This is a genomic window from Granulicella sp. 5B5 (assembly GCF_014083945.1).
GTDB lineage: Bacteria > Acidobacteriota > Terriglobia > Terriglobales > Acidobacteriaceae > Granulicella.
On record NZ_CP046444.1, the window covers coordinates 1,875,069 to 1,890,519 of the forward strand.

Here is a 15,451-nt window from a genome sequence, read left to right on the forward strand (position 1 = left end):
TAGTAGCACGTATAGCTAGCTGACGCCGGCTGTCATACAGTTGAAACATATCCCTTCGCGTTGCGTATTCCCTGCCTGGGCTCTGCGCTGGCTGAGCTTTTCCTTACAACCCATTCACTCTTACCCCTGCACGAGTTTGCATTTCCTTTTGGAGGCGTCATGAAGTTCCGTAGCATTCTGTCCCTGTTCATACTTGTGGGTCTGTTCGCTGCCACTGCGTTAGGCCAGTCCACGGCCACGCTGAGCGGCACCGTCACCGATCCCACGGGTGCCGTCGTCCCTGGCGCGAAGGTGGTCATCCACTCGCTCGCCACCGGCGCCGACCGCGACCTGACCACCGACTCCGCCGGCCTCTACGCCGCGCCCTCGCTCCAGCCCGGTGACTACTCCGTCACGGTTTCGGCAAACGGCTTCTCCACCACCAGCATTCCGAAGCTGACCCTGCAGGTCGCGCAGTCGGCGTCCGCCAATCTCAAGCTGTCTATCGAATCCACCGGCACTACGGTGCAGGTGGAAACCACTCCGCCGCAGATCCAGACCGAGACGGCCGCTGTCGGCGAAGTCATCGGCAGGACGACCGTGCAGGAGTTGCCGCTCAACGGTCGCCACTTCCTCGACCTCACCGTGCTGACTCCTGGCGGCGTCGTCGCCCCGACATCCGGCTCGCTCACCGCCTCCAGCCGCGGCCTCGGCGCCAACTCCTTCATCACCGCCGGCAATCGCGAGGACTCGGTCAACTTCCAGATCAACGGCATCAACCTCAACGACATCAGTCAGAACCAGATCACCTTCCAGCCCTCCATCAGCACCACCTCTGAGTTCCGCATCAACAACCAGACCTTCCCCGCCGAGTTCGGCCGCTCAGATGGCTCCATCGTCACCGTCGCTACGCGCTCGGGCACCAACCAGTTCCACGGCGAAGTCTTCGACTACTTCCGCAACGAAGCGCTCGACGCACGCAACTACTTCAACCGCGGCTTCAACCCCACCACCGGCGTCGCTCTCGCCGGCAACACCGGCAACAAGGCCCCCCTCAAGCGCAACAACTTCGGCGGCTCGGTCGGCGGCCCCATCTGGCGCGGACACACTTTCTTCTACTTCAGCTATGAGGCCCTTCGCCAGCACCAGGGCATCCTGCAGAACAGCCCGGTCTTCTCTCCGGCACAGCAGCAGGCATTCGCTGCCAACGCCGCCGCCGATCCCATCGCCGCGGCCTTTGCGGCTCTCGTGCCGCTGCCCAACAGTGGCTCCAACTACGTCTCATTCACGCCGGGCCCGGTCCAGATCGACCAGTACACCGGCGACGTGCTCCACAACTTCGGCGACAGCGACTCTCTGCACGGCTTCTACGCCTTCCAGAAGGACGTTCGCACTGAGCCCTCATTGCAGGGCGACACGCTGCCCGGCTGGGGCGACCACCGCGCCGCGCACCGCCAGATCGGCACGCTGCAGTACATCCACATCTTCACCCCCTCCATCACCAATGAGGCGCGCCTCGGCTTCAACCGCATCGCCATCGCCTTCAACCCTGCCAACACGCTCAGCCCATCCAGTATCGGCATCAACGACGGCCTCACCGGCAACGTTGGTATTCCGCAGACCACCATCAGCGACGTAGGCTTCACCATCGGTGGTCCCTCCGGCTTCCCGCAGGGCCGCGACACCACCACCGGCGTTCTCGCCGACACCGTCACTATGCTCAAGGGCAAGCACGAGATCAAGTGGGGCGGTGAGTTCCGTCGCTACCTCCTCTATAGCTTCGCCGGCAACATCGGCAGTATGACCCTCAGCTCCGCCAACCTCGCGGCGGACGTCACACCCGTCTTCAGCATCCAGCCCAACATTATCGACTACCGCATCTACGCCGATGCCGCGGGCGGATTCATCCAGGACACCTACAAACCCCTTCCCGGCCTCGTCCTCGAGTACGGTCTGCGCTTTGAGTGGAATGGCACGCCTCTCGAAGGCGAGAACCGCATCGCCATCTTCAACCCAGCCAACGTCACTCTCACCCAAGCCGGCACCAACGGCATCCCTGCCAACGGTGCCTACAAGCAGAACTACAACGTCGAGCCGCGCGTCGGCTTCGCCTATGACCTCTTCCAGAACCAGAAGACCGTCATCCGTGGCGCCTACGGCTACTTGGTCGACCAACCCGTTGCCGGCACCGTCAGCAACCTAACGAGCAATCCGCCCTTCACCACCGCCGTCTCGTACTCCAACAGCGCGGCGCCCATCTCTCTTGCGAACCCCTATGCCTCCGCCAAGGCGGCATCCGGCTTCGCCCTCAACTGGACCAACCCCAACTTCAAGAACGCCTACGTTGAGGACTTCAACCTGAATGTGCAGCAGGCCCTGCCCTGGGGCATGGTCGGCTCGCTCGGCTACTACGGTTCCACTGGCCATCATCTGCTCATCGTCACCAATGCCAACCAGGCGACCGGCATCCCGGGTAGTCCGCGGCCCTTCAATACACTCTCGTCCACCAGCCCCATCGCTCCGGGGGCTTCGATCGCTTCCAACCTTTCGGAGCGCAACAGCATCGGCTACTCCAACTACAATGCGCTCTGGGCCACGCTCGCCAAGAATATGAGCAACGGACTCCAATTCAACATGAACTACGAGTTCGCCAAGTCGATGGATATCAACTCCCTCGGCTCGCAGGGTGGCGCTGTTCTCCCAGACAGCAACAACCCGTCTGAGAACTACGGCCTCTCCGACTTCGACGTCCGTCATCACTTTGCCGGCACGGCGATCTACGCGCTGCCCTTCAAGGGCAACCGCCTGGTCTCTGGCTATCGCCTCGAAACGATCTTCCAGTACCAGACCGGCAACCCCGTCAACATCGTCGCCACCAGCGACGGCTACAACGGCAACAGCGGCCTCATCCGCCCCAACATCGTCGGCAAGCTCATTCGTTCCAAACAGCAGGTCGCAGGTCAGGCGAATGTCTCATACTTCCCTAACCCTGGCGGCCTGAACGCAGGCGGCAACGTCTGCGACATCACCAACTACACGTCTGCCTGCACCTTTGAGATCGTAGGCACGCAGGCGAGTGCCACTGCGGCCACCGCTCCCACCACCTACACGGGCCTCGGCAACGCGCAACGTAACGCCGGCACCGGCCCCGGCTTCGCGGATCTCGATCTATCCGGCGAGAAGGAGACGAAGATTTTCGACAATCTCTCGTTCATCCTTCGCGCCGACGCCTTCGACATCTTCAACCACCCCAACTTTGGTCAGCCGACCGGCAACGTGCAGTCAACGTCCTTCGGCCAGATCACCGCAACCCGCTTCGCCACCAGCGATGGCGGCTCCTCACGTCAGCTTCAGCTCAGCGCCAAGTTCGTCTTCTAGGCGCTGTTCTAAATCTCGCACACAACACAAGAGCGCCGCAGCCATCCATCGGCTGCGGCGCTCTTGTTCTTACACTCACTACTTGCTACTTGCTTTCTAATACAAAATCTTCAACCCAAACTGGATCACGCGCGGCGAATATGTGCTGGTGATCTGACCATTGGTCGAAGGCGCCGCCGTGATGGCCGACACCGGGACCGAACCGCCCGCACCCACTACCGCCGTCGTCGTTCCCTGCGAGGCACTGATGCCGCCCGGCAGGTAGTAGTTCGTGTGGTTGAAGAGGTTATAGAACTCCGTGCGGAACTCCACCTTCACCTGCTCGATCGGCGTTGCAAACTTCTTGTTCAGCGTCAGGTCCGTCTCGTTGAACGGCGGCGTGCGGCCGGGGTTGCGGCTCGCATTACCGAACGGGCTCAGCAGATTGCCCGCACCGTCCTTGATCGGAGGCAGCACGAACGCATTCGGGTTGATGTAGTTCACATACCCCGTGTTCGCCGCGCGGTTCTTCACGCCCTGTGTCACCGACTGCCCTGGCACCTTGTCCGGACGGTACTCGTTCGCACCGCGGTAGGTCGCCGCGATCTGCGGGCTCACAGCCTGCGAGGAGTTCGGCGAGTAGGTGACGTTGAACGGCGTGCCGGCCTGCGTCGTGTTGATCGCGCTCACCTGCCATCCGCCAACCACCTCATTCAGCGCGCCGCCATGGCTCAGGTAGCGTGCTCCATGGCCGAAGGGAAGGTCATACACCAGGCTCGTGATGTTCGAGACGGGCAGGTTGTAGTCCGACTGCGCATAGTCGGCCGCGATGTTGAACCCGTTCTGCGGCGAAGGCGTGTTGCCCTCCAGCGAAGCGCTCGCATTGTCCAGCGAGTGCTCCCACGTAAATGAGTTCAGCAGCGTCAACCCAGCCACCATACGCTGCTCATACTTCACCTGCAGCGAGTTGAAGTTCGAGTAGAACTCATTCAGCGCCTCGGTAATGTCCGAAGGCCAGTTCGCATACGGCCGCGTGAACGCACCATTCGTAATCACCGCCGGGTTTAGCTGGTTCGCGTTCAGGAAGCCCTCAAGTTTGAGCCCGTGGTTACCCACATATGCAATGTCCAGCAGCGAGTTCTTGAACAGCTGCCGCTGCACGCTCAGGTAGTAGCTCTCCACGTAGCTGTCTTTGGTGTTCTTCGGGACGTACGTGATGTTGTCCGTTGCCGAGTTGAAGCTCGTCACCAAGCCGCTCGGGAAGCCCTGGTCAGCCGTCGCGTAGCAGCTCGGCGTCGTCCCACCCGGTGCGATAATCTGCGCCGGCAGCGGCGAGGAGCAATGGTTGGCGGCCGTTGGAGTATTTGTGGGCGTTGTGGCCTGCGTCACCGACGCAAACTGTGCCTGCGGTGCGTTGATCCCCAGGATGTCGCCCGAACCGGCGCGCGTGTAGTGCGCATAGCTGATGCCGAAGCCGCCGCGGATCGCCGTCTTCGGGTCCACTGCGTACGCAAAACCGATGCGCGGCGCGAAGTCGTCATAGTCCGGATTCACCAGCGTCTTGCCGTACGTCCCGCCGTAAGAAACCGGCGTGATGCCGTTACCGGCAACAGCACCCGGCGTGGTCGTCAACACCGTCTGTGTGGTCGGGTCGAAGTTCGAGATCCGGTTGTACAGATCGGCATACGGCGAAGCATACTCCCAGCGCAGACCGATGTTCAGCGTCAGGTTCGGCAGTGCCTTCCAGTCGTCCTGCGCATAGATGTTGTGCATGTTCCGCGTCAGATGCGCTTCATAGAAGTTCGCCAGCGAATACTGGTTGGTCAGCCCAAACAGAAAGTCCGCCCAGTATGTATCCGAGACGGCGCTCGTCGCCGACGCTGTGCCCGTGCTGTTGGTCGCGCAAGCAGGCCCATACGTTGCTGCCGGGCACACGCTGTAACCGCCGCTATACGAGAACGACCCATACAAAGGATTGTTGTCGTTCACCGCCATCCACACCCGCTCATACTCATAGCCGAACTTCAGTGTGTGATTGCCCTTCACCCAGGTAAAGTTCACCTTCGGATCGGCGAGCGCGGGGTCCTGCCACTGCGGATTGGTGCTCTGCCGCCCGAAGCCCGTGAAGCCGCTGATGCCGATCGAAGGCAGACCACCCGCAACCACAGGGTTCGTCGTCGGCAGGCCGGGGATGTTGTTGAATGCCGTGTTGCCGATCGAGAGGTTGTACTTGCCGGCCTTCGTGCGGTCCAGCCCAAGACGCGCGTCCAGCACCTTGTTCGAACCGAACAGCTGCGTCACGCCCAGCGCAATCTGCTGGTCGAGGATGCGGATGTGACCGTTCGTCTGCCCATCCAGCGGAATGGGGATCGCAGCATCGTTCACGCCGTTTTCCTTGCGATCACTGATACGCAGGAAGAACGAGCGGTTCGGCGTGTTCTGCCAGTCGAAGCGCAGGTCGCCCTTGTCGGCGTTGTCAGTAAACGGCACCTGCACCGCATAGTCGTTCGAAGCCAGGCCCGTCACGCCGTTCGCCGTCGAAGCCGTCTGGATACCAGTCGCCGGCAACGCGCCTTCAATCTGCTTGAAGTAGCTCAAAATCTGCAGCGACAGCGGATTGATCGCGTTGGTCGGAATTGCCTGCCCAGCCTGATAGATGTTGCCGGTCAGCGGGTTCCGCACCGGCTGCACCAGAACGCCGTTCAGCTCGTTCTGCGAGGGCAGCGTCAGCACGCTCAACGGCTTCAGCACCTGCCGGAAGCCCTCATAGTCCAGAAAGAAGAACAGCTTGTTCTTGATGATCGGGCCGCCCACATTGAACCCAAACTGGTTGCGGTTAAACGTCGGCTTCTTGAACGCGGTCGTGATGCCTGTACCGCCCACCACCGTCGGCTTGAAGAACCCCGCTGCGTTCAGGTCCGTGTTACGGATGAACTCATATACCGTAGCGTGGAACTGGTTCGTTCCGCTCTGCGACGCCACGTTGATCGTTGCGCCCGAGCTGCGCCCATACTCCGCGCTCTCGTTGTTCGTCACTACGCTGAACTGCGCCACCGAGTCCGGCGGCACCGCGATGATCTGGTTATCGAAACCCTGGTTCGACTCGCCGTACGCATTGTTGTCGATGCCGTCCAGCAGGAAGTTGTTGAACATCGACCGTTCGCCGTTCACGTTGAACGACCCCGCACGCAGCAGCGAGTTCACCGAGCTCGTCAGCGCCGCCGTCGGCGCCTGCCGCGATCCCGGAATCAGTGCCAGCAGGTCGCTGTAGTTACGCGTCACCAGCGGGAACGCCTCGCTCTGGTAGTTCGTGATCGTCTGATCGCGCTGGCTCTCCTGCGTCTCGGCCTGCAGCGTCACGTCGCTCACCTCCACCGACGCCGTCGCCCCACCCACCTGCAGTGTCAGGTCGATGTTCTGGCGGCCACCTACGCTGATCGCAATGTTCTGCGCCACGGCATCGCCAAATCCTGCCGCCGTCGCCGACACGTTATACGTGCCCACCTTCAGCTCGGGGGCCGTGTACTGCCCCGTCGCGTTCGTCTTTGTCATTGTTGCAATTGCCGTTGCAGTGTTGGTGATCGTCACGCTCGCACCGGGAATCGGCGCACCTGTCGCGTCCTTGATCGTGCCCACAAGGCTGCCATTGTCATACTGCGCATACACTCGCGCACTCAGCGTACTCAACAGCAGCACAACACCAGCCATCCAAAGAAAAGACAAACATTTTTTGATCATGGTCGCAATGTTAGAGGTCTGTCCATTACAGTCCGTTCACACAATGATGAACGCTCGATGTAAATCCCTATCCGATCCAGAACGTTTCCACATCCCTATTCGTCGTATGAGCATTGCCTTGCGAAGTCAAAACCTGCATCTTCAACCGGCACTCGGTTTGATTCGCCCGCTACTTGCTACTTGCCAAAGAACTCATCCCACACGACTCCCTCACCACCAGTTCGCAGCGCACCAGCACCTCGCGCACCGGCATCTCCGGCTGCCGCAGCCGCTCCAGCATCATGTCCATCGCCACAATGCCGATCTCCGCGCAGTTCTGCCGCAGCGTCGTCAGCGGCGTCGGCAGAAACTTCGCATAACTCACATCGTCGATACCCACCATCCGAATGTCCTCTGGCACCTTCACGCCCAGCGACACCAGGGTCTTCATCAAACGCGCCGCGGTAATGTCATTCGCGCAGACAATCCCGTCCGGCTTATGGCGGTTCAGCACCTGTTGCACGAACTTCGCATTCTCAAAGTCCCCGCTGACCACTGACGCTCCGCAGTCTCCTTGCGCGCGAAACAGCGCCTCGCGATACCCCGCCATCCGCGCCTCCACCGTCGAAGCCGAGTTCTGGCGTACTGCGAACAAAATACGCTTCGCCCCCGCCTTCAACAGGTGCTCGGTCAGAAGAAACCCCGCGCGGTGGTTGTCGATCCCCACCATGTCGAACCCTGACCGCCCCGGATACCGCTCAAAGTCGCGGTCCAGCAGCACCACGGCGATCCCCGCACGCTGCAGCATCGCCGCCATCCGGTAGTTGGCCTCATCACGCATCGCCGCATACTCGGTCGGCGCAAAGAACACGCCATCCACCTTCTGCGCGATGTACTGCTGGCACAGCCGTTCGGTCGCTTTCAGCTTGTCTGTCTCATCCAGGTTCTGGTGCCCCCACGTCAGCGAGTGCGACCGAGCCGCCGGCGACCGCATGATCCCCTGGCAGATCGGCTCAAAGATGTCCGTGCTCCCCAGGTCCGGGATCAGCAGCCCGAACTTCAGCGAGCTCTGCTCCGCCGGCTTCTCCACGTATGTCCCGGACCCCGGCCGCCGCCGCACCAGGTTGTCGCGCTGCAGATTTTGAAACGCCTTGGCCACCGTGATGCGCGAAGCCCCGAACCGTTCGCACAGCAGGGCCTCACTCGGCAAACGTTCACCTGGCTTGTATACACCGGTTTGGATCTCTTCCAGCAGCTGTTCGTAGATCAGTCGGTGCAGCGGCGCGCTCGAGCTATCCTGGCTCGGGCTGCCGCCCCCTTTGCCCTTACCACTGACAGGCGGCGTCTTGCGGGGCTTTTGCTTCCTGGCTGATGGGCTCATTGAGCTTACTAAATCCTTTTAGTTCGTTCTATTCTTTCCCTGTCAAGCATCGACACCCGCACTGAACAGGTCGAGAGAGACACAAATATAATATGTCGCTTGAAGATATACTTACGCAATACAGCTAAGGTAATCGGCACTAACAGCCTATTCAAACTACCCTTATCTTTTGCCTTTGACCAGAGTTTTTTCGTGAAAAAGCACGGCCCCGCTCTGGCAGCGTATGATGACGATGTTTTTCGGTACTGTACGCTTGGCGGGCACTCTTGGAAGGCACCCTACAGCTCTGCTTATGATCAAATACGCAATCCGATATGCGTTGGTTGCCGTCGCCGCAGCCTCCTTTCTGAATACCGCCCATCTTCAGGCCCAGACCCCGCTTGAGTCCCAAAAGGGCTCGGCGCAGGAAGGCGCTCAGCCCGCCGCCAGGGGTGGTTCCGCCGACGCCGGCGTCTTCCCCCCGGTCCTCGACGCCGAGCACCGTCCCATCACCGCGGGCGGCACCGTCAAAACCGGCCCCATCATCTTTCAGGACATCGCGAAGAAGGCCGGCCTCACCACCTGGCACCACGTCATGGGCTCGCCCCAGAAGCGCTACATCCTCGAGTCCATCGGCTCCGGCGTCGCCCTGCTCGACTACGACAACGACGGCTGGCTCGACATCTACCTCGTCAACGGCAGCACTCAGGCCGCCATCGACAGCAAGTCCATGCCCCCGCACGCCGCCCTCTTCCACAACAACCACGACGGCACATTCACTGACGTCACCGAGAAGGCCGGCGTCGCCAACGATCGCTGGGGTTTTGGAGCAGCAGTCGCCGACTACGACAACGACGGCTGGCCCGACATCTATGTCTCCAACTTCGGCAAGAACCGCCTCTATCACAACAACCACGACGGCACGTTCACCGACGTCGCCGAGAAGGCCGGCGTCCAGCTCGGCAACTGGTCCACCGGCGCCACCTGGGGCGACTACGACGGCGACGGCAACCTCGACCTCTTCGTCCCCGGCTACGTCCACTACGACCTCTCCAAACAGACCACCGCCTCCGACGGCATTCCTCTCGCCTTCTGCAGCTACCGCGGCGTCAAGACCATCTGCGGTCCGCGCGGCCTGCCCGGCGAAGGCGATCATCTCTTCCACAACAACGGCGACGGCACATTCACCGACGTCTCCGAACGCGCCGGCGTCTCCGACAAGCCCGGCTACTATGGCCTCACCTCGCTCTTCATCGACGTTAACAACGACGGCCGCGTCGACCTCCTCGTCGGCAACGACTCCACCCCCAACTACCTCTACATCAACAAGGGCGACGGCACCTTCGACGACGAGAGCTACCCCTCCGGCTACGCGCTCGATAAGAACGGCCGCGAGACCGCCAGCATGGGCATCGCCGTCGGCGACTACCGCAACAACGGCCAGCTCGACATCTTCAACACCACCTTCTCCGACGACTACAAGGTCCTCTACCGCAACGACGGCGATGCCAACTTCACCGACGTCTCCGACGACCTCCACATCGCTGCCCTCACCATTCCCTTCCTCGGCTGGGGCACCGCCTTCCTCGACTACGACAACGACGGCTGGCAGGACCTCCTCGAAGTCGACGGCCACATCTACCGCAACGCCGACGCCAACAACTGGGGCACCACCTGGGCGCAGCGCCCTCTGCTCTTCCACAATGAGCAGGGCAAAAAAATCGCACCCGTGCCCGCCGTCGAAGACACAGCACTCGCCGAGACCTACACCTCACGCGGCCTCGCCGTCGGCGACCTCTTCAACGACGGCCGCGTAGACGCCGTCGTCAACAACATCGACTCCGTACCCGCGCTCTTCCGCAACGTGGACAAGAACGATAACCACTGGGTCGCCTTCCACCTCATCGGCAGCGGCCAGCCCTTTGGCCCTGACGGCCTCAAGTCCTCACGCGACGCCATCGGCGCAACCCTCTACCTCACCGCCAACGGCATCAAGCAGCGCCGCGACATCTTCTCCGGTGGCAGCTTCGCCTCCACCTCCGACATGCGCCCCCACTTCGGCCTCGGCTCCTCAACCAAAGTCGACGCCCTCGAAGTCCGCTGGCCCAGCGGCCGCGTCGAAACCTTCCCCATCCCCGCCATCGACTGCCTCCAGACCCTCACCGAAGGCAAAGGCACCGCCGTGACTCCCACAGCCAAGCCATGACAATCATGCCCCTAAAAGCTCGTCATCTCGACCGAAGGCGGAGCGTAGCGGAGACGCAGCGGAGAGACCCCTGTATTTTTCGCAGCATGCTTCCAACAGACTCCACCTTTCGATGGAGCTAGACATCCACCCATCGGCTCGCTGACAACCATCCGATCTGCGATGTAGTGTTGATGGGTTCACAGGATGCACGCAAGGCGTGGGGCAGAATCTGTTTTGAAGGGGATGGGCTTTAGCCCGTCCGAAAGCAATGCCAGGAAAGATAAGGGGCTTTAGCCCCGGAGCGCTTCCAAAGCAATCACCATGAAGCTCGCCCTCTCAATCCGCAAGCTGCTCGCCGCAATTTTTCTCACCGCTGCGACGGCCATCCTTCTCGCCCCGCACACAGTCCGCGCTCGCGCCACCGACGACGACACCCACGCCGAAGCCCGTGCCGCCTACAACAAAAAGATCGCAGCCATCTACAACTACAAGTTCGGCGAACAGCACCCCTTCTACCCCTCCAACGCCACCACCGACACCGGCGCCTTCATCGACCCCAAGGACTTCCCCACCGCCGCCTACTGCGGCCACTGCCATCAGGCCGCGCACGCCCAGTGGCGCGAGTCCGCCCACTCCAACTCCAACCGGGTCCCCTACTACCTCCGCAACGTCAACCTCCTCGCGGCTGAAAAAGGCATCGCCTACACCCGCCACTGCGAAGGCTGCCACGACCCCATCTCCGTCGTCTCCGGCGCACTCACTGAGAGGTCCCCGCGCACCCGCCCCTACGACCAGGACGGCGTCACCTGCATGGTCTGCCACTCCATCCAGTCCGGCACCACGCGCGGCACCGGCAGCTACGTCATGGGTATCCCCGCCGTCATGGTCGACGAAAACGGCAACCCCATCCACCACGCCGTCTCCGACGCGGAGATCCTCGCTCACCTCGACCGCCACTCCGCCGCGGTCATGAAGCCCTTCTACAAGACCAGCCAGTTCTGCTCCGCCTGCCACGAAGCCGCGCTCCCCAAAATGCTCAACGACTACAAGTGGCAGCGCGCCATCTCGCTCTATGACGAGTGGCAGAACTCCTCCTTCGCCAAGCAATCGCCGCTGCCCTTCTATCACAAGCCCGTCGTCTCCACCTGCCAGACGTGCCACATGGCGCGCGAGGCCATAGGCTCGCTCTCCGATTACAGTGCCAAGTCCATCGACGGCGGCCCCAAGTCCATCGTCTCCCACCGCTGGCTCGGCGCCAACACCTCCATCCCCAAGATCTATCACTACCCTGACCAGGCCCGCCTCGTCACCGAGTTCCTCCAGAACCAGGTCTTCAACGTCGACATCTTCGGCGTCGAGAAAGAGCCTAAAAACTTCAACACACCCGCCGCCGAGCTCGCTGAAAACTCCGTGAACGGCAAGCTCATCGCCCCTCTCGGCACCGTGCCGTTCTCGCTCGACGCCGGCCAACGCGTCGTCGTCTCCGTCGTCATCCAGAACAAGGGCATCGGCCACTCGCACGTCCCTGAGCAGCGCGATATGTACGAGTCCTGGGTCGACTTCACCGTCAAGAACACCGCCGGCAAAACCCTCTATGAGTCCGGCGCGATTCAGCCCAAAGACGACGAGCTCGATCCCTCCGCGCACAGCTTCACCAACCGCCTCATCAACAAGCAGGGCAGCCTCAACGCGCTCCACCAAGTCTGGGACAACCGCGTCGTCGCCTACAACAACACCGTCCAGTCCGGCCGTTCGCAGCTCGTCCGCTACGCCTTCACCATGCCCCGCGATGGCAGCCCTGTCTCTGTCACTGCCACCGTCCGCTACCGCCGCTTCGATCAGCACTTCATGGACTTCGGCATGAGCGTCCCCATCGGCCAGGGCCACTGGCAGCAACCCATCGTGGACATGGTCTCCACCACCCGCATCTTCAAGTCCGGCTCAAACGACCCCATTCCCAATCCCGATCCCAAGTCCGTCAACCCCGAATGGATGCGTTGGAACAACTACGGCATCGGCCTGCTCGACGCGCAACAGTATGCCGCCGCCGTCTCCGCCTTCGAGCGCGTCGCCGCCATGCACCCCGACGACTTCGACCCGCCCACCAACATCGCCGTCACCTACATCGCCTGGGAGAAGTACGACGACGCCGTCCCCTACCTCAACAAATCGCTCGCGCTCAAAAAGGACAATGCCCGCGCGCTTTACTATCTTGCTCTCGTGCAGCGCAACTCCGGCGACGTCAACGAGGCCATAGCCAACCTGCAGAAAGTCGCGGCCGCCTTCCCTGATTCTCTCGACGCCCATCGCGAGCTCGGCTTCTCCTACTATCAGCTCCACAACTACGCGCAGGCCCGCACCGAGTACGAGCTCGTCCAGTCCATCGCGCCCGACAACCTCGCCGCCCACTACAACCTCGCCATCATCTACCGCCGCCTGCACCTCAAGGACCAGGCCGCCGTCGAGGCCGCCTACTTCGCCGACGAGAAAGACGACCCCACCGCCTCCACCTACGCACTCGAGTACCTCCGCAAGCACCACGACATCGCGCAGGAGTCCGTCCCCTGGCATGTCCACGACCTCGACCACCACGGCGCCGACGAGCTCAACCCCATGCTCCCCGCCAGCGACTCCGGCTCCGTCACGGGCGGCAGCCACTAGCTCCGCGCCCCTTATAGAATGTCCTCTGTGTACACTCCCTTTGCGAAACATGGCTCACTCTGCGTACTCTGCGTGAGCGCTTTGGCCTTTGCTTTCGTCCTCCATCAGCCAAAGACCGTCACCGCCTCTTCCACAGCGCGAGCCCGCGGGGCAGAGCTCTTCGCCACCCGCGGCTGCGCCCACTGCCACGGCACCGACGGCGTCAACGGAGAGATCGGCCCCGACCTACAGCTCGTCCGCAAGCGCATGAACGCCGCCCGCATCTTCGCCCAGATTCACGACGGCAGCAAAGACATGCCCGCCTTCGCCGACTCTCTCTCCACCCCGCAGATCGACGACCTCGTCGCCTACCTCCGCACCAAACGCAAACACATCATCCCACCACCTCCACCCACAAAACCTGCCGCCACCGACCCCAACAGCAACTGACTTCCTGCGTACCCGACAACACGGCCGTGGCGAAACTTGGCCCACTTCGCGAACGTGGCGGGAAGGCTTTGATCCTCCCTCCGTACTACCTCGCTCCGGCCAGCTTCCCCTTCCCCTCGGTCAGCTCCACAAACCGATCCACACCATCCACCGCAAACATCTCGCTCTCCCCATTCGGCCACCGCACCTCGATCGCAGCGATCTTCGTCTCCGCGCCCAGCCCAAAGTGCAACCGCAAATCGCTTGAGCTCGAATAGCTCGACCCGCTCCGCACCTCATCCACCCAGCAGCGTTTCGTGCCACGCACCGTCACCCGAGCCCCAATCCCATCGCGGTTCGACGTCGTACCCACCAGCCGCACTCCCAGCCAATGGTTCGTGTTCGAAGCCTCATTCACCAGCAGCAACGGCAGCTCGCTCAGGTTGTTCACCACCACCTCCAACCGCCCATCGTTCCACAGGTCGCCCACCGCCAGCCCGCGCCCTGATAGCGGCTCCGTCATCCCCGGGCCACTGACCTGCGACACATCCTTGAACTTCCCGTTCCCCTGGTTCCAGTACAAAAACCGCGGCTCCTTGAACTTCGTCCCCAGATTGTCCTTATCGACCTCTGGATACACATGCCCGTTCGCCACCAGCAGGTCAGGAAATCCGTCATTGTCCACATCGGTAAACATCGTCCCCCAACCCAGCGCATCGAGGTTCCTGCCCAACCCCGCGGCAAACGTCACATCCTCAAACGACCCATCGCCGTGGTTCCGATACAGCGTCGCCGTATCGTCTGAGAAGTTCGTCTTGAACAAACTGATGTGCCCATCGCCAATGTAGTCCGCAGCGGTCGACCCCATCCCCGCCTGTTCGCGACCGTCCTCATTGAACGCCACGCCCGCATCCGCACCCACATCCGTGAACGTCCCATTGTGGTTGTTCTTATACAGCGCCGAAGGCGTCGAGTCGCACGCCACATAGATGTCCGGCCAGCCATCTTCGTTGTAGTCCAGCGTCGTCACCGAGAAGCAGTAATGCGCATACGTCTTCTCGATCCCGCTCGCCGCGCTTACATCCTTAAACTTGCCGCCGCCCTCATTGTGATACAGAATGTTCTTCGCGCTCGGCAGCCCACGCGGCCCGCACATCACCGGCGCTCCCTTCCACATGCAACCTGCATCCGCGCCCGGCGCAGGCGTCGTCGCAAGGTCAAAGTGCACATAGTTCGACACCATCAGGTCGAGCTTGCCATCGCGGTCATAGTCCACAAATGCGCAGCCCGTGCCCCACTCCTTGCCTGTGCCAGCCACGCCCGCCTGCTCGGCCACATCGGTAAACGTGCCATTGCCGTTGTTGTGATACAGCCGGTTCTTCCCATAGTCCGTAACGTAGAGATCGTCCCATCCATCGTTGTCATAGTCCCCAACACAAACCCCCTGCCCCCACGCAGTCTGTATCAGCCCAGCCTTCGCCGTCACATCGGTAAAGGTCCCATCATGGTTGTTATGGAACAGATGGCTCGTCGGCGGACTCTTCTCCTTGGCATCGTCCTTCAGCTCCTGCCCATTCACCAGAAAGATATCCGGCCACCCATCGCGGTCATAATCAATAATCGCAACACCCGACCCCGTCGCCTCCACAATGTAGCGCTTGTTCGTCGCACTGCCATTCACGTTCATCACCTGGATGCCCGCCTTCGCAGCCACATCCACAAACCACGCCGGCGTCGGATGTTCCGCGCTCGCCGGATACACCTTCTGCTGCATCTGCGCT

7 protein-coding genes are annotated in these 15,451 nt (G+C 61.7%); 4 read left to right on the top strand and 3 right to left on the bottom strand.

Features of this window, described 5'->3' with window-relative positions; genetic code table 11:
* Nucleotides 1–159: 159 nt before the first annotated feature.
* Nucleotides 160–3,357 (top strand): carboxypeptidase-like regulatory domain-containing protein, encoded by a 3,198-nt coding sequence (locus GOB94_RS07915; RefSeq protein ID WP_182278275.1) that lies wholly within the window; start codon nt 160–162, stop codon nt 3,355–3,357.
* A gap of 96 nt (nt 3,358–3,453) precedes the next feature.
* Here GOB94_RS07915 and GOB94_RS07920 read toward each other — a convergent pair whose 3' ends face one another.
* Entirely contained in the window at nt 3,454–7,059 is a 3,606-nt protein-coding gene (locus GOB94_RS07920; RefSeq protein ID WP_255484354.1) for a TonB-dependent receptor, read from the bottom strand.
* 184 nt (nt 7,060–7,243) lie between these two features.
* Nucleotides 7,244–8,434 (bottom strand): GntR family transcriptional regulator, encoded by a 1,191-nt coding sequence (locus tag GOB94_RS07925; protein ID WP_182278277.1) that lies wholly within the window; start codon nt 8,432–8,434, stop codon nt 7,244–7,246.
* 292 nt (nt 8,435–8,726) lie between these two features.
* Between GOB94_RS07925 and GOB94_RS07930 the strand changes: the two genes are divergently transcribed.
* From GOB94_RS07930 to GOB94_RS07940, 3 genes are all read left to right on the top strand, one after another.
* Entirely contained in the window at nt 8,727–10,619 is a 1,893-nt protein-coding gene (locus tag GOB94_RS07930) for a CRTAC1 family protein (RefSeq protein WP_182278278.1), read from the top strand.
* Nucleotides 10,620–10,922: 303 nt separating this feature from the next.
* Complete coding sequence (locus tag GOB94_RS07935) at nt 10,923–13,262, top strand: tetratricopeptide repeat protein (protein ID WP_182278279.1); 2,340 nt, start codon at nt 10,923–10,925, stop codon at nt 13,260–13,262.
* Between the two features lie 81 nt (nt 13,263–13,343).
* Nucleotides 13,344–13,691, top strand: coding sequence for a cytochrome c (locus tag GOB94_RS07940; protein WP_182278280.1), 348 nt, complete (start codon nt 13,344–13,346; stop codon nt 13,689–13,691).
* Nucleotides 13,692–13,776: 85 nt separating this feature from the next.
* Here the strand turns inward: GOB94_RS07940 and GOB94_RS07945 are convergent, their stop codons facing one another.
* Complete coding sequence (locus GOB94_RS07945; RefSeq protein WP_255484355.1) at nt 13,777–15,444, bottom strand: CRTAC1 family protein; 1,668 nt, start codon at nt 15,442–15,444, stop codon at nt 13,777–13,779.
* Between the last annotated feature and the right edge of the window lie 7 nt (nt 15,445–15,451).

Excerpts from the sequence above, each read along its gene's own strand:
- GOB94_RS07930 (WP_182278278.1), top strand. The coding sequence starts at position 8,727 with ATGATCAAATACGCAATCCGATATGCGTTGGTTGCCGTCGCCGCAGCC.
- GOB94_RS07945 (WP_255484355.1), bottom strand. The coding sequence starts at position 15,444 with ATGCAGCAGAAGGTGTATCCGGCGAGCGCGGAACATCCGACGCCGGCG.
- GOB94_RS07935 (WP_182278279.1), top strand. The coding sequence starts at position 10,923 with ATGAAGCTCGCCCTCTCAATCCGCAAGCTGCTCGCCGCAATTTTTCTC.
- GOB94_RS07915 (WP_182278275.1), top strand. The coding sequence starts at position 160 with ATGAAGTTCCGTAGCATTCTGTCCCTGTTCATACTTGTGGGTCTGTTC.
- GOB94_RS07925 (WP_182278277.1), bottom strand. The coding sequence starts at position 8,434 with ATGAGCCCATCAGCCAGGAAGCAAAAGCCCCGCAAGACGCCGCCTGTC.